This is a genomic window from Actinacidiphila sp. bgisy167 (genome assembly GCF_057707665.1).
Genome location: NZ_JBYIQP010000035.1, coordinates 20,609 through 39,269, shown reverse-complemented (window position 1 = coordinate 39,269; position 18,661 = coordinate 20,609). Strand labels below are relative to the sequence as shown.

Sequence of the window (18,661 nt, the reverse complement as noted above, 5' to 3'; positions counted from 1 at the left end):
TCAAAGCCGGACATCCCCTCCGTAGCGTCAGCCGGGTCGTAATCGAGCGCGCCGGACGGAGGGACGCCATGGCGGCGAACGCCCAGGGGACAGCCCAGGTCATGGACTTCGAGGAGTACGTGCGGAACCGGCAGGAGGCCCTGCTGCGCAGTGCGCGGCGGCTGGTCCCGGACCCGATCGACGCCCAGGACCTCGTCCAGACCGCCCTGGCCCGCACCTACCCGCGCTGGGGGGACATCGCCGACAAGAAGCTGGCCGACGCCTACATGCGCCGCGTGATGATCAACACCCGGACGGAGTGGTGGCGCGCCCGCCGGCTGGAGGAGGTGCCCACCCCCGAGCTGCCGGAGCGCCTGGTCGACGACGGTGCCGAGCAGCGGGCCGACCGGGCGATGCTGGTGGACGCGCTCGGCAGGCTGGCCCCCAAGCAGCGCCAGGTGGTGCTGCTGCGCCACTACCGGCAGCTCAGCACGGAGGAGACGGCGCACGCGCTGGGCATGTCGGTGGGTACCGTGAAGAGCACACTGCACCGGGCGCTGGTGCGGCTGCGCGCCGAGCTGGAGCGGCAGAGCATCGGATACGGAAGGCCCGTGGAGCCCGCCACGGGCGGGACGGAGGGCGTGTGCGCCGCAGCGTAGTCCCGGTGGGCGCAGCCGCCGCAGCTGTCGCGGTGTGCGGGACGGTCGTCGCCGTGGCCGGCTGCCGCGACCCGGGCGGGGTCCGCGAGGAGGGCGCCGCCGCGCTCGCCTCCTCGGCCCGGCCGTCGCTGTCGGCCTCCGTGCAGGCCCCGAGCCGTCCGCCGGACCCCGGGCGGTCGGCGGACGTGACGCGGACGGCGGCGCCCCGGACGGCCGCGGACGTGGTGCACCTGGTGCAGCACGACCCGAAGGTGGCCCGGGACATCCGCGACAGCCTGACGGCCTGCCCCGGGCAGTCCCCGGCGGCCGCGTCCGCCGCGGAGGCCGCCCCGCGGGCCTCGGTGGACGCGTACCCGGTGGACCGCCGCGTGGGGCGGCTGACCGGCCGGGACGGCACGGACCTGGTGGTCAACATCTCGACCTGCGCCGACAATGTGGGCATCGGCAGCTACGTCTACCGGCGGGTGGACGGCGGGTACGTCAACGTCTTCGCCGACGAGCAGCCGCCCGTCTTCGCCGAGATCAGCGACGGCGCCCTGCAGGTCACCCACCAGGTGTACGGGCCGCAGGACCCGGTTTCCAACCCCTCGGGCGAGGACGTGACCACCTACCGCTGGAACGGCTTCCGCTTCGAGAAGGTCGCGTCCTCCCACCACGACTACCAGAGCGGCAAGAGCGCCAGGAGCGGCCCGCATGGCTGAGACGCACGTCCTGTTCGTCGAGGACGACGACGTGATCCGCGAGGCGACCACCCTGGCGCTGGAGCGGGACGGCTTCGATGTGACGGCGGTGCCGGACGGCCTGGCCGGGCTGGAGGCGTTCCGGGCGCGGCGACCGGACCTGGCGCTGCTGGACGTGATGGTGCCGGGCCTGGACGGGGTGAGCCTGTGCCGGCGCATCCGGGACGAGTCGACGGTGCCGGTGATCATGCTCTCGGCGCGGGCGGACGCGATCGACGTCGTCCTGGGCCTGGAGGCGGGCGCCGACGACTACGTCACCAAACCCTTCGACGGGGCGGTGCTGACCGCCCGCATGCGGGCGGTGCTGCGGCGCTTCCGGGTGGCCGCGGCCGACGAGCCCCCGGCGGGGACGGGGGTGCTGACCTTCGGGGATCTGAAGGTGGACCCGGAGGGGATGGAGGTGCGGCGCGCCGGTGAGCGGATCGCGCTGACGCCCACGGAGATGCGGCTGCTGCTGGAGTTCTCGGCGGCGCCGGGGACGGTGCTGTCCCGGGACCGGCTGCTGGAGAGGGTCTGGGACTACGAGTGGGGCGGCGACACCCGGGTGGTGGACGTCCATGTGCAGCGGCTGCGCGCGAAGATCGGGCAGGAGCGCATCGAGACGGTGCGCGGCTTCGGCTACAAGCTCAGGGCCTGAGGCCGTGGCCGCGCGTCCCGGGGGTACGGCCGCGGGGAGGGGCCGTACGCTGCCGCAGGTCGGGCTGCGCTGGAAGGTGTGCGCGGCGATCGCCGCGGTGTCGGCGCTGATCGCATTGGTGCTGAGCCTGGTCGTGCACAACGCGGCCCGGGCCAGCATGATCGACGACTCCCGCGACGTGCAGGACGAGCGGGTGCAGTTCGCCCAGCGGATCTACGAGTCGACCGGCCGGCTCACCATGGGCGCCCGGCTGGACGACCCGGCGCTGCCCGCGCCGTTGCGGCAGCCCGCCCGGGAGGGCAAGCGGGCCACGTACGTCTCCGATGACGGCGGCACGCCCGTGGTGTGGGCGCAGACCCCGCTGCCGGACGGCAGGATCCTGTCGATCCGGACCGCCTTCACCGACCGCTTCTCGGTCCTGGAGGACCTGGACCAGGCACTGGTCATCGGCTCGTCGGCGGTCGTCGTGGGCGGTACGGCGCTCGGTGTGCTCATCGGCGGGCAGTTGTCCCGGCGGCTGCGCAAGGCGGCCGAGGCGGCGGGCCGGGTGGCCGACGGGGAAACGGACGTACGGGTGCGCGACGCGATCGGAGGCCGGCTCCGCGACGAGACGGACGAGCTGGCGCGGGCGGTGGACGCCATGGCGGACGCCCTGGCCGGCCGGCTGGAGGCGGAGCGCCGGGTCACCGCGGACATCGCCCACGAGCTGCGCACCCCGGTGACGGGGCTGGTCACCGCTGCCGAGCTGCTGCCGCCGGGGCGCCCCTCGGAGCTGGTCAGGGACCGTGCTCAGGCGCTGCGCACACTCGTGGAGGACGTGCTGGAGGTCGCCCGGCTCGACGGCGCCGCCGAGCAGGCCGATCTGCAGGAGGTGGCGCTGGGAGCCTTCGTGCGGCGCAGGGTCGCGGCGGCGGCGCCCGGGGCGACCGTGGCCGTCCGCGGCGACGCCGTCGTCCGCACCGATCCGCGCCGGCTGGAGCGCGTTCTGGGCAACCTGCTGGCGAACGCCGTCCGGCACGGCAGGCCGCCCGTGGAGGTCACCGTCGACGGCCCGTGCGTGGAGGTCCGCGACCACGGCCCGGGCTTCCCCGAGGAGCTGCTGCGCGACGGCCCGAGCCGCTTCCGCACGGGCAGCAGCGACCGGGCCGGCAGCGGCCACGGCCTGGGCCTGACGATCGCTACCGGTCAGACCCGGGTCCTCGGCGCCCGCCTCGTCTTCCGCAATCTGCCGAAGGACCAGGGCGGCGGCGCGGCCGCCCGGCTGCTGCTGCCCCGCGCGTAGCCGCGGCAGGCGCGGGCGGGGGCGCCGGCCGGCCCGGAGCCCGGCCGTGCACCGCGGAGTGCCGGACCCCGCGCACGCGCGATGCCCGCACCAGCAGTCAAGAACGACTCCGGTGCGGGCACCTGCGGCGGATGGCGGGTGGGCCGCCGGCTCAGACCACCTCGACCGCGGCGACGGCCTCCTCGGTGCTGGGCGCGGTGGGCGCCGAGCGCAGCGGGATCTCCTTGACGAAGAAGGCGAGCAGGAAGCCGAGGACGCTGACGACGGCGCCCCACAGGAAGACGTGGTGCGAGCCGTCCGCGACGGCGTGGAGGTAGGCGTCCCTCACCGGCGGCGCGAGCTTGGCCAGGCCGGCCGGGTCCAGCTGGGCGGTGCCGGAGGTGGCGCCCGCGGCGGCCTCGCCGAGGCGCTCCGTCATGGTGTTCTGCACCTGGTGGGTGAAGATCGCGCCGAAGAGGGCGACGCCGAAGGAGCCGCCGATCGTCCGGAAGAGGGTGGAGGACGAGGAGCCCACGCCCATGTCCTTCATCTCGACGCTGTTCTGCGCGATGAGCATCGTGATCTGCATCAGGAAGCCCATGCCCGCGCCGAGCACGGCCATCCACACGCCCGAGACGAAGCGGGTGGTGCCGGTGTCCATCGTCGACAGCAGGTAGAGGCCGACGGTCATCAGGCCGCCGCCCACGATCGGGAAGATCTTGTACTTGCCCGTCTGGGTGGTGACCCGGCCGGCTATGAGCGAGACGACCATCATCGCCAGCAGCAGCGGCAGCAGGAGCAGACCGGAGTTGGTCGCGGAGGCGCCCTGGACGGTCTGCTGGTAGAGCGGCAGGAAGGTCATGGCGCCGAACATCACGAAGCCGACCAGGAAGCCGATCACCGAGATCAGCGAGAAGTTGCGGCTGTGGAAGATGTGCAGCGGGATGACCGGCTCCGCGACGCGGGTCTCCGCGTAGAGGAAGGCGGCCAGGGCGGCGACGCCCAGCACCAGCAGGCCCAGGATCTGGGGCGAGCCCCACGCGTACTGGTTGCCGCCCCAGGTGGTGAGCAGGACGAGCGAGGTGATGCCGACGGTGAGCAGCACCGTGCCGAGGTAGTCGATGCTCGTCTTGATGTTCTTCTTCGGCAGGTGCAGGACCGCCGAGATCATGAAGAGGGCGATCACACCGAGCGGGATGTTGATGTAGAAGCTCCACCGCCAGCCCCAGTTGTCGGTGATGGAGCCGCCGACGAGCGGGCCGCCGATCATGGCGACCGCCATGACGCCGGCCATCATGCCCTGGTACTTGCCGCGCTCGCGGGGCGGGATCAGGTCACCGATGATCGCCATGACGCCGACGATCAGACCGCCGGCGCCCAGGCCCTGCACGGCGCGGAAGGCGATCAGCTGGATCATGTCCTGCGCCATGCCGGACAGCGCCGACCCGATCAGGAAGATCACGATCGACGCCATGAAGATGCCCTTGCGGCCGTACAGGTCGCCGAGCTTGCCCCAGACCGGGGTGGAGGCGGCGGTGGCGAGCGTGTACGCGGTGACCACCCACGACAGGTGCTCCAGGCCGCCCAGCTCGCCCACGATGGTGGGCATCGCGGTGCCGATGATCATGTTGTCCAGCATCGCGAGCAGCATCGCGATCATGAGCCCGAACAACACCACGCGCACACTGCGCTGCGGGGTCTCGGCGGTCTCCGCCATCACAAGCTCCCCTACCTGTTTCTCTGCTTGTCTTTGCTTACCTGCCGCCCGGCTAGTTGCCTGGGGCACCCTGACAGTATGCGGCTTACTAGCCGGGCGTCAAGTAAGTTAAAGTTCGCCCATGGCAACGCCACACGCACGCAGAGGTGATACGCGACGCCGGATCCAGGACGTCGCGCTGGAGCTCTTCGCCGAGCGGGGGTACGAGAAGACCTCCCTGCGCGAGATCGCCGAGCATCTGGACGTGACGAAGGCGGCGCTGTACTACCACTTCAAGACCAAGGAGGACATCCTCAACAGCATCGTCGAGGACCTCGCCTCACCGGTCGACGAGCTGATCGCCTGGGCCGCGGAGCAGCCGCGCACCCTGGAGACCAAGCGTGAGGTGCTGCGCCGCTACGCGGACGCGCTGTGGGGCGCCGGCCCGCTCTTCCGCTTCATGCAGGAGAACCAGGCCACCGTCCGCGACCTCAGCATCGGCGAGACCTTCAAGACCAAACTGCTCGCCGTCCACTCCCTGCTCAGGGAGCCGGACGCGCCGCTGACCGACCAGGTGCGCTCGATCACGGCGGTCTTCGCGATGCACGCCGGGATGTTCGCGATGCAGACCCTCGAGGGCGACGACGAGGACAAGCGTGCCGCCCTCCTCGAGGTCGCACAGGAGCTGATCGCCCGGACGTACGAGGATCAGACCGACACGCCGCGAGCCCGCAGATAGGGCAGCGGGTTCACCGACGAGCCGTAGTACGGGGTCTTGCGGATCTCGAAGTGCAGGTGGGGGCCGGTGCTGTTGCCGGTGTCGCCGGACAGCGCGATCTGCTGGCCCTCCGCCACATGCCGGCCGACGCGCACCTGGATGCGCGACAGGTGGCCGTACTGCGAGTACATCCCGTTGGAGTGCCGGATCACGATGTTGTAGCCGTAGGCGCCGCCCCAGCCGGCCGTGACGACGGTGCCGGCGCTCACGGCGTGGACGCGGGTGCCGGTCGGCACGGCGAAGTCCTGGCCGGAGTGCCGGTGGGCCCAGTGGGCGCCGGCGCGCATGTAACCGGCGGACAGCCGGTACTTCGTGACCGGCACCGACCAGCCGCGGCCGCGCTGCCGCGGCGGCGTCGCGCGCGTGTGGCGGTCGGCCTGCGCGGCCTGCGCGGCGCGCTGCTGCACGGCGGCCTGCGCCCTGGTGACGTCCGCCAGCTTCCCGGCCGCGTTGAGGCCCAGCAGGCCCGCGTCCTGGGTCTGGGCCGCTGCCGTCCCGGCCGCACCGAGAGCCAGCGAGGCGCATACACCGACGGTGACGACGGCGCGACGGCCGCGGAGGACGGAGGCCGGGAACGTGGGCAGGCGCATTCGGGAATTACCTCGCGGAAATAGCCGGACAAGATGTCGCGGCGTGTTCGCCGCGATCCCTTGTTAACCCGGCATTCCGGCCCCGGACAAACCGTCCGGCCCCCTATCGCGCTTCGTAGAGGATGCCGCCCGAACCCTTCCGTGCCCGCTTGGGCCACGGGGGTTGGTCTCCTAAGGTGCTTCGTACGTGGCCTCCGTCACGTGGGTCACGTCACCCGGCACGGGACCAAAGGGAATTGCCCTTCGGGACTTGCGACCCGTGACGGGGGTCACACACGAAGGGCAATACGGGGCGCGCGCACTCGGAAAAGGAAAATCGCGGATTCGCGCATAGGGACAAGGAATTCCGCGCCATCCTGCCGCACGGCGGGCCGGTGACGCGCGTCGTGCGCTCGCCCTCACCGCTCGCCGCCCCTCTCACGCACGGGAAGGTCGAGGCTGACCGGGGTCGTGGACGCCGGCGGCGCGGTGGGGCGTCAGGGCGCCCTCATGTCCCCGGGCAGCCGGGGCCCGGGGAACGTCCTCAGGGGCGCTTCCGCGCAGCCCTGCGCCCGGCGGACGGCCCCACAGCCCGGCGGGCTGCCCGGAGCTCGCAGCGCCGCCCCGGCGCTCGTGCGGCACACCCCGGAGCCTGCAAGCCGGGCAGCCGCCGCGGGTGCACCGCACGGCCGTCCGGCACACGGGAGAACGCGAGAGAACGCGACGACCCCGCCCGCACATCGTGCGGACGGGGTCGGACCACGCTGCGGCGACGACCTGCGGTCACGCGTCCTTGCTGAGGTTCGGCCCGCCGGCCGCCTCCACCGGAGGCGCGTCGGCGACGGCCACCTTCTCCTCGCCGCGGAAGGTGAACTTGGTCTCCTCACCTTCGCCCTCAGTGCCCACGACCACGATGTGACCGGTGCGCAGCTCCCCGAAGAGGATCTTCTCGGAGAGCACGTCCTCGATCTCGCGCTGGATCGTCCGGCGCAGTGGCCGGGCGCCCAGGATCGGGTCGTAGCCCTTCTTGGCAAGCAGCTTCTTGGCCTCGGGGCTGAGCTCGATGCCCATGTCCTTGTCCCGGAGGCGCTCGTCCACCCGGGCGACCATGAGGTCGACGATCTGGATGATGTCTTCCTCGCTGAGCTGGTGGAAGACCACGATGTCGTCGACACGGTTCAGGAACTCGGGACGGAAGTGCTGCTTGAGCTCCTCGCCGACCTTGGCCTTCATCCGCTCGTACCCGGTCTTGACGTCACCCGCGGCGGCGAAGCCGAGGTTGAAGCCCTTGGAGATGTCCCGGGTGCCGAGGTTGGTCGTCATGATGATGACCGTGTTCTTGAAGTCCACGACCCGGCCCTGGGAGTCGGTCAGGCGACCGTCCTCCAGGATCTGCAGCAGGCTGTTGAAGATGTCCGGGTGGGCCTTCTCGACCTCGTCGAAGAGGACGACGGAGAACGGCTTGCGGCGCACCTTCTCGGTGAGCTGGCCGCCCTCCTCGTAGCCGACGTATCCGGGCGGGGAGCCGAAGAGCCGCGAGACGGTGTGCTTCTCGCTGAACTCGGACATGTCGAGCTGGATCAGCGCGTCCTCGTCGCCGAAGAGGAACTCGGCGAGCGTCTTGGAGAGCTCGGTCTTACCGACACCGGACGGGCCGGCGAAGATGAACGAGCCACCGGGGCGCTTGGGGTCCTTCAGGCCGGCGCGCGTACGGCGGATGGCCTGCGAGAGGGCCTTGATCGCGTCCTTCTGGCCGATGACGCGCTTGTGTAGCTCGTCCTCCATGCGCAGCAGACGCGAGGACTCCTCCTCGGTGAGCTTGAAGACCGGGATGCCCGTGGCCGTGGCCAGGACCTCGGCGATCAGCTCCTCGTCGACCTCGGCGACGACGTCCATGTCGCCGGCCTTCCACTCCTTCTCCCGCTTGGTCTTCGCGGAGAGCAGCTGCTTCTCCTTGTCGCGGAGGGAGGCGGCCTTCTCGAAGTCCTGCGAGTCGATCGCGGACTCCTTCTCCCGGCGCACGTCGGCGATCTTCTCGTCGAACTCGCGCAGGTCCGGCGGAGCGGTCATCCGGCGGATGCGCATCCGGGAGCCGGCCTCGTCGATCAGGTCGATCGCCTTGTCCGGCAGGAAGCGGTCCGAGATGTAGCGGTCGGCGAGGGTCGCCGCGGCCACCAGGGCGGCGTCCGTGATGGACACCCGGTGGTGGGCCTCGTAGCGGTCCCGCAGGCCCTTGAGGATCTCGATGGTGTGCGGCAGCGACGGCTCCGCTACCTGGATCGGCTGGAAGCGGCGCTCCAGGGCCGCGTCCTTCTCCAGGTGCTTGCGGTACTCGTCGAGCGTGGTGGCGCCGATGGTCTGCAGCTCGCCGCGGGCGAGCATCGGCTTGAGGATCGAGGCGGCGTCGATCGCGCCCTCGGCCGCGCCCGCACCCACCAGGGTGTGGAGCTCGTCGATGAACAGGATGATGTCGCCGCGGGTGCGGATCTCCTTGAGCACCTTCTTCAGGCGCTCCTCGAAGTCACCGCGGTAGCGGGAGCCGGCCACCAGGGCGCCGAGGTCCAGGGTGTAGAGCTGCTTGTCCTTCAGCGTCTCCGGGACCTCGCCCTTGACGATCGCCTGGGCCAGGCCCTCGACGACGGCGGTCTTGCCGACGCCGGGCTCGCCGATGAGGACGGGGTTGTTCTTGGTGCGGCGCGACAGCACCTGCATCACGCGCTCGATCTCCTTCTCGCGCCCGATGACGGGGTCGAGCTTGGTCTCACGAGCGGCCTGCGTGAGGTTGCGGCCGAACTGGTCCAGGACGAGCGAGGTCGAGGGGGTGCCCTCGGCCGGACCGCCGGCGGTGGCGGCCTCCTTGCCCTGGTAGCCGGAGAGCAGCTGGATGACCTGCTGCCGCACCCGGTTGAGATCGGCGCCCAGCTTCACGAGGACCTGGGCCGCGACGCCCTCGCCCTCGCGGATCAGGCCGAGCAGGATGTGCTCGGTGCCGATGTAGTTGTGGCCGAGCTGGAGGGCCTCGCGGAGCGACAGCTCCAGGACCTTCTTGGCCCGGGGGGTGAAGGGGATGTGGCCGGACGGGGCCTGCTGCCCCTGTCCGATGATCTCCTCGACCTGCTGGCGGACCGCCTCGAGCGAAATCCCGAGGCTCTCCAGGGCCTTAGCGGCGACACCCTCACCCTCGTGGATAAGGCCCAGGAGGATGTGCTCGGTGCCGATGTAGTTGTGGTTGAGCATCCGGGCTTCTTCCTGAGCCAGGACGACAACCCGCCGCGCGCGGTCGGTGAACCTCTCGAACATCGTTAATCGCTCCTCAGAGCGGTCGGGCAGTTAGGGGCGTGTCCCCTCCCTGTCCTTCCGCATGCTAGTCCCGCACAGCGGGGCAGCTCACTTCAACCGTCGACACCTTGCGAGGTCGTTAACCCCCCGCGCCGTCGACAACAGCCTCAACCCGATGGTGCGAGACGATGTTCCCGCAGGCCAGGCGGATAGCCTTTTATCCAGTACGCCGAGGGCGAACGCGCCGCCTGTCCGACATGGCCGTCGTCCGTTCCCACTGGGTATTTCTTACCCGCCCGCACGGACAGTCCATGCCAGGACCGCGCCCGATGTCTGCTACGGGCGAACAGACTTGCGTCCGGCGGATTCACGGAAAGTGACGGGAGGCCGCCCGTCGGGCACTCCCGGTGACCCGGCTCGTAACCCGGGACGCAGCGACCGCGTTGCGCAGGTCATGCAGCCCTCATGGGACCCGGCGGCCGTGGCCCCTGATCCGGCCCTGGAACACGCGGACGCCCTCGACGTCCCCGCGGCGGCGGGGCACGAGGTGCTCTGCCGCTTCCCGGCGCCCCGCACGGGACCGGTCGCCCTGGCGGGGCACCGGATGCGGTTCTTCGTCGCCCCGGGCAGCGCCGATGAGGTGCCCGGCCTGCTGGAATGGCTGGAATGGAGCGGCGTCCCGCTCGACCTCGTCCCGCTGCGCGGTCCTGAGGCCGCCTGCGGCTCCCCGGCGTGGCTCCGGCCGCCCGTGGACGGCGGGGGCCGCGCCGGCGCGCCGCTGCACCTGCCCTCGATGACGCTCGGCACGCAGCCCGGCCCTACGGCGGACGGACGCTTCGAGGGGACCGTGGGCCTTGCGGCCCTGGTCTCCGCGCTCGCGACCGCCTGCCATCGGGTCCGGCTGCGCGTCGCCCGGACCGATCAGCTGTGCGCCTTCTCGTACGCCTCACGGATCTGCGCGGGCACGCGGCCGCGGTCGTTGACCTCGTAGCCCTCTTCCTTGGCCCACGCGCGGATCTTCGCGGTGTCCTGGCTCGCGGCACCCCCGCGGGATGCCGCCTTGGCGGCGCGGCCCCGGCCCGCGCGGCCACCGGTGCGGCGGCCGTTGTCCACGTACGGGGCGAGGAGACCGCGCAGCTTGTCGGCGTTGTCGGTGGTGAGGTCGATCTCGTACGTCACTCCATCGAGTGCGAACGTTACGGTCTCATCCGCCTCGCCGCCGTCGAGGTCGTCAACAAGAAGGACCTGAACCTTCTGTGCCACCGGCTTCCCTTTCATCGAATACGGATTACCGGTAAAATCAAAGCGCTTTTTCCCGGAAAACTCAAACCCCTTGCCCGAACTCCTGCCGGGCCGGTGGGCAACGCCCCGGTCTTCAGCGGAACGTTTCGGACATACTGTTGTGCCGGGCGGACACCGTGGGCAGGCTCACAGATGCAACAGCATCCGGCTGTTGCCCAAGGTGTTGGGTTTCACTCGTTCGAGGTCGAGGAACTCGGCAACGCCCTCGTCCTTTGACCGCAGCAGCTCACCGTAGACATCCCCGTCGACCGGCGTCTCGCCGATCTCGACGAAGCCGTGCTTCGCGAAGAAGTCCACTTCGAAGGTGAGGCAGAAAATTCGCCGCACTCCCAGCCGGCGTGCGGTCTGCAGCAGCTTCTCCAGGACGAGATGCCCGACGCCCATGCCGTGCCGCTCCGGATCGACCGCGAGAGTGCGCACCTCGGCGAGGTCCTCCCACATCACGTGCAGTGCGCCGCAGCCCACCACCTCGGCGTCGCGGTCGTGTTCCGCGACCCAGAACTCCTGGATGTCCTCGTAAAGCGTGACCGTCGGCTTGTCGAGCAGGATGCCCTGGCGGACATAGGCGTCGAGCAGTCGCCGGACAGCGGGCACGTCGGACGTCCGGGCCCGGCGGATGGTGACCTCATTTGATGCGGCGGGCATGTGGGGACGCTATCGCCCGGCCGATCCGCCCGTCTCCCCGGGGTCACCCGGATCAGCGGATTGCACCACACGCATTGCGTCGCGGAGCGCTTCTCGCTGTTCCGCCGACATCTTGCCGAAGAAGGCGACAAGCGCCGCCGCGGGGTTGTCGCTGGCGGCCCACGCCTCATGCATGAGTGCCGCCGAGTAAGCGGCGCGAGTGGATACCGCCTCATAGCGATAGGCGCGGCCTTCGGCTTCCCGGCGGAGCCAGCCCTTCTGATGGAGGTTGTCCATCACGGTCATGACCGTCGTGTACGCGATCGAGCGCTCCCGGCGGAGATCCTCCAGCACCTCTCGCACCGTCACCGGGCGGTTCCAGCGCCACACCCGGGTCATCACGGCGTCTTCGAGGTCTCCCAATGGGCGGGGCACAGCCGAATACTAGCCCGAATACGGGTCCCCGACGGGTGCAATGTCCGAAATGCCGAAGACGGCGGCGTCAGGCCGGGCGCTCGGCGCCGCCCGGACGCCGGGCCGGGGGCTGCCCGCCGGACAGCGCGGCGTCGACCGCCGCGTCCTCCTTGGCCTTGTTGGCCCCGCCCTGGCTCCTGATCAGCGTCCGGATGAGGAAGGTGAACGCGATGGCCATCACGGTGGGGGGCACGAGCGCGGAGACGTAGTCCATGGCACCAGAGTAGCCACGCCCTCCGCCGCCCCCTGCGGCGGACCACCCGAAGGGTCGCCCGCATGGGCACCGGCCCGCGGCAGTGCCCCCTGCGCCGCGCCCCGGGCCGGCCGTCCCGCCCCGCCGGGGGCGCTCACGCCACCCTTCCGGCCCCCGGGACGGGCCGCTGTCCGGGGCCGCCCGGGACGCGTCGCCGCGAGGGCCGCCGCGACGGGCGGCGCGGCGCGGGACGCACGGGAGACGCCAGGGACGCAACTGAGACGCCGCGGGAAGGACCCGCGGCGTCTTCGGGTGGTGCGGTGGACGGCCTCAGCCCGTGGCGCGCTCCTCGTGCGGCGGCGGGGTGCGGCGGCGCGGCGGGAAGATCTCGGCCGGGGTGGGCACCTTGCGCTTCGGCTCGCCCGGCTCGGGGGCCGCCGGGTCGGCCGGCGGCGGTGCCTTCGGCTCAGGCTTCGGACCGGGCTTGGGGTCGTCGGACGCGGATCGCCCCCCGGGCAGCGCGCGCAGCCGCGCCCTGCCGGAGGGAAGCGTGCCGCACGGCTGCGCGGGAGCGGGGATGCGGGCCTCCAGGCGGGCGCGCACGTCCAGTTCCGCCAGGTGCTCGCAGCGGCGCAGCACGGCGCGCCTGCGGTGCGCCTCGGCGTCCGTGCACGGAGCGTCGTGCAGTCGGCGCAGCGCGGCGAGGTCGTCGGGCAGGGGCACGTACCCCATGTCGAGCGCCGCCGTCAGCCGCTCGAGGTAGCCGGCGGCACTGCCCGGCAGCGCCTCCCGGTAGCGGCCGAGTTCCGCGAGCTGGAAGGTCCGCAGCCGCCCGCCCTCGCGGGCCGCCTCGTCGACGTCCTCGGCGAGGCGCAGATAGTCCCTGACCTCGTCGGGGGTGGGGATCATGGTGCTGGACTGGAGGGCCGCTGAGAGGGCGCGCCGGAGCACGCGCAGTTCATCCGCGCTGAACGCCATTCCGCCTCGGGACCCGTGTGGCGTGGGCATGGTCCGACTTTACGTACTAAGCGGACAAAATACGCGTAACCAGATATGCCCGGGCGTGCCGCACACGCCCCGCCCGTCTGCCGGTCCCGGCGTCGCCCGGGCGTCGCGCCGTGAGGGGCGCCGGGGTGTCAGGACGTCGAGACGTTCCGCTCGTAGACCAGCCGGAGGCCTATCAGGGTCAGCCAGGGCTCGTGGGCGTCGATCACGGCCGACTCCCCCAGCACCAGCGGCGCCAGGCCGCCGGTGGCGATGACCGTGACGTCGTCCGGGTCGTCGGCGAGCTCCCGTGCCATCCGCTCGGCCACACCGTCGACCTGGCCGGCGAAGCCGTACAGGATGCCGGACTGCATGGCCTCGATGGTGTTCTTGCCGATGACGCTGCGCGGGCGGGTCAGCTCCACCTTGCGCAGCTGGGCCCCGCGGGCGCCCAGGGCGTCCACCGAGATCTCGATGCCGGGGGCGATGGCGCCTCCCGCGTACTCGCCGCGCGCCGTGACCGCGTCGAAGGTGGTGGCCGTGCCGAAGTCGACCACGATGCACGGCCCGCCGTACAGGTGCACGGCGGCCAAGGAGTTGATGATCCGGTCGGAGCCGACCTCCTTGGGGTTGTCGGTCAGCACCGGGACACCGGTCTTCACGCCGGGCTCCACCAGCACCGCGGGCACGTCGCCGTAGTAACGGCGCGTCACCTCGCGCAGCTCGTGCAGCACGGAGGGGACGGTCGAGCAGATGGCGATGCCGTGGATGTTGTCGCCCAGTTCCACGCCGAGCAGCGGATGCATGCCCATCAGGCCCTGCATGAGGACGGCCATCTCGTCCGCGGTGCGGCGCGGGTCGGTCGAGACCCGCCAGTGCTCGACGATCTCCTCCCCGTCGAACAGCCCGAGAACGGTGTGGGTGTTGCCGACGTCGATGGTGAGCAGCATCAGTCCCGCTCCGGCCCCTCGGACCGCAGGTCCAGTCCGATGTCGAGGATCGGCGAGGAGTGCGTCAGGGCGCCCACGGCCAGGAAGTCCACGCCGGTCGCCGCGTAGGCGCCGGCGTTGTCCAGGGTGAGCCGGCCGGAGGACTCCAGCAGGGCGCGGCCCGCGACGAGGGCTACCGCCTTCTCCGTCTCGGCGGGGGTGAAGTTGTCCAGCAGGATCAGGTCGGCGCCCGCCTCCAGGACCTCGCCGACCTGCTGCAGGGTGTCGACCTCGACCTCGATCGCCAGATCGGGGAACTCGTCGCGGACGGCCTTGAAGGCGGCCGCCACGCCGCCCGCGGCGACCACGTGGTTGTCCTTCACCAGAGCGGCGTCCGACAGCGACATGCGGTGGTTGACGCCGCCGCCGCAGCGGACCGCGTACTTCTCCAGCGCCCGCAGGCCCGGAGTCGTCTTGCGGGTGTCGCGGACCTTCGCCTTGGTGCCCTCCAGCGCGTCGGCCCAGCGGCGCGTGGCGGTGGCGATCCCGGACAGCCGGCACAGCAGGTTGAGCGCGCTGCGCTCCGCGGTCAGCAGGTCCCTCGTACGGGTGCGCACCGTGAGCAGCACCTGCCCGGCCTCGACCCGGTCGCCGTCCTCGACGTGCCGTTCGACCTCGAACTCGTCGGTGCAGACGATGGACAGGACCGCCTCGGCGACCCGCAGCCCGGCGACCACGCCGGCCTCCCGCGCGGTGAAGTCGCCGGTGGCCGTGGCGTCCTCGGGGATGGTGGCCACCGTGGTGACGTCCACCCCGCCGTCCAGGTCCTCCTCGATGGCCAGGTGCGCGACGTCCTCGACCAGGACCGGGTCCAGCCCGGCGTCGACGAGGAGCCGCGCCAGGTCGGGGTCGAGACCGCACTCGTTCGGGTCGTGCGCGTACTCCGCGCCGGAACCGCAGCCGCAGCCGTCGCCGCAGCCACCGCCGCCGGCGCCGCCGATCTGCAGGAGGGGGAGGTCGGGCGTGCTCATCGCTGGGGCTCCGTTCGAGGACGGGTGGTGGGGAAGTCCGCTGTGGGGGTGGTGCGGATGGTGAGACTAGTGGGTGCGGCGGGCAGCCCCGCACCACCGGAGGGCAGGTGGACGACGATGTGCCGGCGCCAGTGCGCGTCGTCGCGTTCGGGCCGGTCCTCGCGCCAGTGGCAGCCGCGGGTCTCCTCACGGCGGCGGGCCGCCTCGACCAGCACCCGGGCGACCAGGCACAGGTTGGTCGCCTCCCAGGTCTCCACGCAGGGCTCGGCCGTCTTGCCGTCGCGCTCGAGCAGCTCCTCGGCGTCGGCGTACATCCGGCTCAGTGCCTCCGCCGCGCCCTCGAGGCTCCGCTCGCTCCGCAGCACCCCCGCGCCGCGCGTCATGGTCCGCTGGATCGCGAAGCGCGCCTCGGAGGGCAGCAGCGGGGAGCGGCCCGGCTCCGGGAACACGGCGGGGCCGGGGGCGGCGGGGTGCTCGGCGATGTCCGCGGCGATGCGCTCGGCGAAGACGAGCCCCTCCAGGAGGGAGTTGGACGCCAGCCGGTTGGCGCCGTGCACGCCCGTGCAGGCGACCTCGCCGCACGCGTACAGGCCCGGCACCGTGGTGCGGCCGTGCAGGTCGGTGCGCACCCCGCCGGATGCGTAGTGCGCGGCGGGGGCCACCGGGACGGGCTGCGTGACCGGGTCGATGCCGTTGGCGCGGCACGCGGCCAGGATCGTGGGGAAGCGGTGCTCCCACATCTGCGCGCCGAAGTGCCTGCCGTCCAGGTACATGTGCTCGGCGCCGGTCTCCTGCATGCGGCGCATGATGCCCTTGGCAACGATGTCGCGCGGCGCCAGTTCGGCCAGCTCGTGCTGCCCCTGCATGAAGCGCACCCCGTCGGCGTCCACGAGGTACGCGCCCTCCCCGCGCACGGCCTCGGAGACCAGCGGCTGCTGGCCCTCCGCGTCCGGGCCGAGGAAGAGCACCGTCGGGTGGAACTGCACGAACTCCAGGTCCGAGACCTCCGCCCCGGCACGCAGCGCCAGCGCCACCCCGTCGCCCGTGGACACCGCCGGGTTGGTCGTGGCCGAGAAGACCTGCCCCATGCCGCCGGTGGCCAGCACCACGGCCCCGGCCCGCACGGCGCCGACGCCGTCGCGCTGGCCCTCGCCCATGACGTGCAGGGTGACGCCCGCGGCCCGGCCCTCGGCGTCGGTCAGCAGATCCAGCACGAGCGCGTTCTCGATGAACTCGATCCGCGCCGCGCGCACGGCCTCGATCAGCGCCCGGGAGATCTCCGCGCCCGTCGCGTCGCCACCCGCGTGGGCGATGCGGCGGCGGTGGTGGCCGCCCTCCCGGGTCAGCAGGATCTCGCCCGTCGCCTCGCTGGTGTCGAACTGCGCGCCCGTAGCGATCAGCCGGCGGACGGCGTCGGGGCCCTCGGTGACCAGGGTGCGCACGGCCTCCTCGTCGCAGAGTCCGGCACCCGCCACAAGGGTGTCGTCCAGGTGCTGCTCCGGGGTGTCGCCCTCGCCGAGGGCGGCGGCGATGCCGCCCTGCGCCCAGCGCGTGGAGCCGTCGTCCAGCCGGGCCTTGGTGACGACGGTGACCCTGGCGCCCTGCGCGGCGCAGCGCAACGCGACCGTCAACCCGGCGACGCCGGACCCGACGACCACCACGTCCGCCTCGTGCTCCCAGCCGGGCGCGGGGGCGTGCAGCCGTATGCCAGTACCTGTGCCGCTCATCGGCGGGCTCCGAACTCCAGGGGGATGTTGTCGATCAGCCGGGTCGTGCCGACCCTGGCGGCGACGGCGAGTACCGCCGGCCCGGTGTGGCCGGGGGCCGCCTCGGTGAAGTCGCCCGGGTCGATCAGGGCGAGGTAGTCCACCGCCAGGCCGTCCTCCTTCTCCAGCACGGTCCGCGCCGCCGTCCGCACGGCGTCCGGCCCGCCGTCCAGCGCGTCGCGCCCGGCGAACAGGGCGCGGGAGAGCGCGAGGGCGGTCTCCCGGTCGCCGGCGGAGAGGTAGCGGTTGCGGCTGGACATGGCCAAGCCGTCCGGCTCGCGGACGGTGGGCACGCCGACGATCTCGACCGGGAAGTCCAGGTCCGTCACCATGCGGCGGATGAGGGCCAGTTGCTGGGCGTCCTTCTGGCCGTAGAAGGCGACGTCCGGCCGGGTCAGGTGGAGCAGCTTGGCGACGACGGTCAGCATGCCGTCGAAGTGGCCGGGGCGGGAGGCGCCTTCGTAGCCTTCTCCCATCGGCCCGGCGCTGATCCGCACCAGCGGCTGCCCGCCGGGGTAGACCTCCTCGACGGAGGGCGCGAAGACGATGTCGGCGCCGGCCCGCCCGGCGATCTCGACGTCGGCCTCGAGGGTGCGCGGGTAGCGGTCGAAGTCCTCGTTCGGGCCGAACTGCAGGGGATTGACGAACACGGTGGCGACGACCGTGCAATCCCCCACCCGCCCACGGGCCGTCCGCACCAGCGTGGCGTGACCCTCGTGCAGCGCGCCCATCGTCATGACGACGCCGACCTCGCCGGGCCGGCCCTCGACGGCCTCCCGCAGCTCCCGAGCGGTGTGCACCAGCCTCGTCATCGTGCTCCCCCCTCGCCGCCGTCCGCCAGAACGCCCAGCAGCGCCTCCGCGAACTCCGCCTTCAGCATTCCGCCCGCCAGCGCGCGGTCCGCCGTGGCGCGGGCCATCGCGACGTACGGGGGCACCATCTCCGGGGCGTGCCGGCGCAGCTCCGCCAGGTGCGCCGCGACCGTGCCCGCGTCGCCGCGGGCGACCGGACCGGTCAGGGCCGCGTCACCGGAGCGCAGGGCGTTGTCCAGGGCCGCGCCGAGCAGGGGGCCCAGCATGCGGCCGGGCTCGGCGACGCCGGAGGCCCGCAGCAGCTCCATGGACTGGGCGACCAGGGTCACCAGGTGGTTCGCGCCGATCGCCAGGCCCGCGTGGTACAGCGGGCGCGCCGACTCCTCGATCCACTCGGGCTCGCCGCCCATCTCGATCACGAGGGCCTCCGCCGCCATGCGCAGCTCCGCGGGGGCCGTGACGCCGAAGGAGCAGCCGGCCAGCCGCTGCACGTCGACGGAGGTGCCGGTGAAGGTCATCGCGGGGTGCAGGGCCAGCGGCAGGGCGCCCACGCGCAGCGCCGGCTCCAGCACGCCGGCGCCGTACCGGCCCGAGGTGTGCACCAGCAGTTGGCCCGGCCGCACGGCCCCGGTCTCGGCGAGGCCGGCCACCAGGCCCGGCAGCGCGTCGTCCGGCACGGTCAGCAGGACGAGCTCGGAGCGCGCCAGCACCTCGGCCGGCTCCACGAGCGGGACGTCGGGCAGCAGGGCGGCCGCGCGGCGCCGTGAGGCGTCGGACACACCCGACGCCGCGACCGGGTGATGCCCGGCCAGCCTCAGCGCGGCCGCGAGCGCGGGACCGACCCGCCCCGCGCCGACGACGCCGACCGTGAGCCGCGCGGGGCGGGCCTCCACGTCGGGGGGCAGGGGCCCCGGGGTGTGCGATGCGTTCACGCTGCGCTGGCCTTCC

At 72.3% G+C, this 18,661-nt stretch carries 19 protein-coding genes; 6 read left to right on the top strand and 13 right to left on the bottom strand.

All coding sequences use genetic code 11. The features are described from left to right. Window positions 1–68: 68 nt before the first annotated feature. Genes AC3ET4_RS16000 through AC3ET4_RS15985 form a run of 4 tightly spaced genes read left to right on the top strand, consistent with a single transcriptional unit; the run spans window position 69 to window position 3,297 of the window. Entirely contained in the window at window positions 69–638 is a 570-nt protein-coding gene (locus tag AC3ET4_RS16000; protein ID WP_431949745.1) for a SigE family RNA polymerase sigma factor, read from the top strand. Next, a complete protein-coding gene (locus AC3ET4_RS15995) occupies window positions 623–1,339 on the top strand; it encodes a hypothetical protein (protein WP_431949743.1) in 717 nt (238 codons plus the stop codon). The genes AC3ET4_RS16000 and AC3ET4_RS15995 overlap by 16 nt, the downstream gene beginning before the upstream one ends. Beyond that, window positions 1,332–2,015 carry a two-component system response regulator CseB gene (gene cseB / locus AC3ET4_RS15990; RefSeq protein WP_431949741.1) on the top strand — a complete coding sequence of 228 codons (684 nt, stop codon included), beginning with the start codon at window positions 1,332–1,334 and terminating at the stop codon, window positions 2,013–2,015. The genes AC3ET4_RS15995 and cseB overlap by 8 nt, the downstream gene beginning before the upstream one ends. Next, window positions 1,936–3,297, top strand: a complete 1,362-nt coding sequence (locus tag AC3ET4_RS15985) for a sensor histidine kinase (RefSeq protein WP_431949739.1) — start codon at window positions 1,936–1,938, stop codon at window positions 3,295–3,297. The genes cseB and AC3ET4_RS15985 overlap by 80 nt, the downstream gene beginning before the upstream one ends. Window positions 3,298–3,448: 151 nt before the next feature. Here the strand turns inward: AC3ET4_RS15985 and AC3ET4_RS15980 are convergent, their stop codons facing one another. Beyond that, window positions 3,449–4,993 (bottom strand): MDR family MFS transporter, encoded by a 1,545-nt coding sequence (locus AC3ET4_RS15980; RefSeq protein WP_431949737.1) that lies wholly within the window; start codon window positions 4,991–4,993, stop codon window positions 3,449–3,451. A 121-nt stretch (window positions 4,994–5,114) separates the two neighbouring features. Here AC3ET4_RS15980 and AC3ET4_RS15975 point away from each other — a divergent pair, with 121 nt between their 5' ends. After that, window positions 5,115–5,711 carry a TetR/AcrR family transcriptional regulator gene (locus AC3ET4_RS15975; protein WP_431949735.1) on the top strand — a complete coding sequence of 199 codons (597 nt, stop codon included), beginning with the start codon at window positions 5,115–5,117 and terminating at the stop codon, window positions 5,709–5,711. Here the strand turns inward: AC3ET4_RS15975 and AC3ET4_RS15970 are convergent. Both AC3ET4_RS15970 and AC3ET4_RS15965 read right to left on the bottom strand, forming a co-directional pair. Then, on the bottom strand, window positions 5,681–6,340 hold the full coding sequence (locus AC3ET4_RS15970; RefSeq protein WP_431949733.1) for a M23 family metallopeptidase: 660 nt from the start codon (window positions 6,338–6,340) through the stop codon (window positions 5,681–5,683). The genes AC3ET4_RS15975 and AC3ET4_RS15970 overlap by 31 nt on opposite strands. Before the next feature lie 762 nt (window positions 6,341–7,102). After that, window positions 7,103–9,619 carry an ATP-dependent Clp protease ATP-binding subunit gene (locus AC3ET4_RS15965; protein ID WP_431949731.1) on the bottom strand — a complete coding sequence of 839 codons (2,517 nt, stop codon included), beginning with the start codon at window positions 9,617–9,619 and terminating at the stop codon, window positions 7,103–7,105. Window positions 9,620–10,079: 460 nt separating this feature from the next. Here AC3ET4_RS15965 and AC3ET4_RS15960 point away from each other — a divergent pair, with 460 nt between their 5' ends. Continuing rightward, a complete protein-coding gene (locus AC3ET4_RS15960) occupies window positions 10,080–10,589 on the top strand; it encodes an SCO3374 family protein (RefSeq protein ID WP_431949729.1) in 510 nt (169 codons plus the stop codon). Here the strand turns inward: AC3ET4_RS15960 and AC3ET4_RS15955 are convergent. The 10 genes from AC3ET4_RS15955 to AC3ET4_RS15910 all read right to left on the bottom strand — a co-directional run bounded on the left by AC3ET4_RS15955 (window position 10,520) and on the right by AC3ET4_RS15910 (window position 18,645). Continuing rightward, window positions 10,520–10,861: a histone-like nucleoid-structuring protein Lsr2 gene (locus AC3ET4_RS15955; RefSeq protein WP_431949728.1), complete on the bottom strand. Its 342-nt coding sequence runs from the start codon at window positions 10,859–10,861 to the stop codon at window positions 10,520–10,522. The genes AC3ET4_RS15960 and AC3ET4_RS15955 overlap by 70 nt on opposite strands. A gap of 165 nt (window positions 10,862–11,026) precedes the next feature. After that, the gene (locus AC3ET4_RS15950; protein WP_431949726.1) at window positions 11,027–11,545 is read right to left on the bottom strand and encodes an amino-acid N-acetyltransferase; all 519 of its coding nucleotides are present in this window, start codon (window positions 11,543–11,545) and stop codon (window positions 11,027–11,029) included. Between the two features lie 9 nt (window positions 11,546–11,554). Then, window positions 11,555–11,959 (bottom strand): BlaI/MecI/CopY family transcriptional regulator, encoded by a 405-nt coding sequence (locus AC3ET4_RS15945; protein ID WP_431949724.1) that lies wholly within the window; start codon window positions 11,957–11,959, stop codon window positions 11,555–11,557. A 67-nt stretch (window positions 11,960–12,026) separates the two neighbouring features. Continuing rightward, the gene (locus tag AC3ET4_RS15940; protein ID WP_431949722.1) at window positions 12,027–12,212 is read right to left on the bottom strand and encodes a hypothetical protein; all 186 of its coding nucleotides are present in this window, start codon (window positions 12,210–12,212) and stop codon (window positions 12,027–12,029) included. 309 nt (window positions 12,213–12,521) lie between these two features. After that, the gene (locus AC3ET4_RS15935; RefSeq protein WP_431949720.1) at window positions 12,522–13,199 is read right to left on the bottom strand and encodes a hypothetical protein; all 678 of its coding nucleotides are present in this window, start codon (window positions 13,197–13,199) and stop codon (window positions 12,522–12,524) included. A 128-nt stretch (window positions 13,200–13,327) separates the two neighbouring features. Then, complete coding sequence (locus tag AC3ET4_RS15930; protein WP_431949718.1) at window positions 13,328–14,125, bottom strand: type III pantothenate kinase; 798 nt, start codon at window positions 14,123–14,125, stop codon at window positions 13,328–13,330. Further along, entirely contained in the window at window positions 14,125–15,135 is a 1,011-nt protein-coding gene (gene nadC / locus AC3ET4_RS15925) for a carboxylating nicotinate-nucleotide diphosphorylase (protein WP_431949716.1), read from the bottom strand. Before nadC ends, AC3ET4_RS15930 begins: the two co-directional genes overlap by 1 nt. Continuing rightward, window positions 15,132–16,862 carry an L-aspartate oxidase gene (locus tag AC3ET4_RS15920; protein ID WP_431949714.1) on the bottom strand — a complete coding sequence of 577 codons (1,731 nt, stop codon included), beginning with the start codon at window positions 16,860–16,862 and terminating at the stop codon, window positions 15,132–15,134. The genes nadC and AC3ET4_RS15920 overlap by 4 nt, the downstream gene beginning before the upstream one ends. Continuing rightward, the gene (gene panC / locus AC3ET4_RS15915) at window positions 16,859–17,713 is read right to left on the bottom strand and encodes a pantoate--beta-alanine ligase (protein ID WP_431949712.1); all 855 of its coding nucleotides are present in this window, start codon (window positions 17,711–17,713) and stop codon (window positions 16,859–16,861) included. Before panC ends, AC3ET4_RS15920 begins: the two co-directional genes overlap by 4 nt. Next, window positions 17,710–18,645 (bottom strand): Rossmann-like and DUF2520 domain-containing protein, encoded by a 936-nt coding sequence (locus tag AC3ET4_RS15910; protein ID WP_431949710.1) that lies wholly within the window; start codon window positions 18,643–18,645, stop codon window positions 17,710–17,712. Before AC3ET4_RS15910 ends, panC begins: the two co-directional genes overlap by 4 nt. Between the last annotated feature and the right edge of the window lie 16 nt (window positions 18,646–18,661).

Coding starts and splice junctions, on each gene's coding strand:
- AC3ET4_RS15920 (WP_431949714.1), bottom strand. CDS start 16,862: ATGAGCGGCACAGGTACTGGCATACGGCTGCACGCCCCCGCGCCCGGC.
- AC3ET4_RS15980 (WP_431949737.1), bottom strand. CDS start 4,993: ATGGCGGAGACCGCCGAGACCCCGCAGCGCAGTGTGCGCGTGGTGTTG.
- AC3ET4_RS15940 (WP_431949722.1), bottom strand. CDS start 12,212: ATGGACTACGTCTCCGCGCTCGTGCCCCCCACCGTGATGGCCATCGCG.
- AC3ET4_RS15965 (WP_431949731.1), bottom strand. CDS start 9,619: ATGTTCGAGAGGTTCACCGACCGCGCGCGGCGGGTTGTCGTCCTGGCT.
- AC3ET4_RS15975 (WP_431949735.1), top strand. CDS start 5,115: ATGGCAACGCCACACGCACGCAGAGGTGATACGCGACGCCGGATCCAG.
- nadC (WP_431949716.1), bottom strand. CDS start 15,135: ATGAGCACGCCCGACCTCCCCCTCCTGCAGATCGGCGGCGCCGGCGGC.
- AC3ET4_RS16000 (WP_431949745.1), top strand. CDS start 69: ATGGCGGCGAACGCCCAGGGGACAGCCCAGGTCATGGACTTCGAGGAG.
- AC3ET4_RS15985 (WP_431949739.1), top strand. CDS start 1,936: ATGTGCAGCGGCTGCGCGCGAAGATCGGGCAGGAGCGCATCGAGACGG.
- cseB (WP_431949741.1), top strand. CDS start 1,332: ATGGCTGAGACGCACGTCCTGTTCGTCGAGGACGACGACGTGATCCGC.
- AC3ET4_RS15930 (WP_431949718.1), bottom strand. CDS start 14,125: ATGCTGCTCACCATCGACGTCGGCAACACCCACACCGTTCTCGGGCTG.
- panC (WP_431949712.1), bottom strand. CDS start 17,713: ATGACGAGGCTGGTGCACACCGCTCGGGAGCTGCGGGAGGCCGTCGAG.
- AC3ET4_RS15970 (WP_431949733.1), bottom strand. CDS start 6,340: ATGCGCCTGCCCACGTTCCCGGCCTCCGTCCTCCGCGGCCGTCGCGCC.
- AC3ET4_RS15950 (WP_431949726.1), bottom strand. CDS start 11,545: ATGCCCGCCGCATCAAATGAGGTCACCATCCGCCGGGCCCGGACGTCC.
- AC3ET4_RS15935 (WP_431949720.1), bottom strand. CDS start 13,199: ATGCCCACGCCACACGGGTCCCGAGGCGGAATGGCGTTCAGCGCGGAT.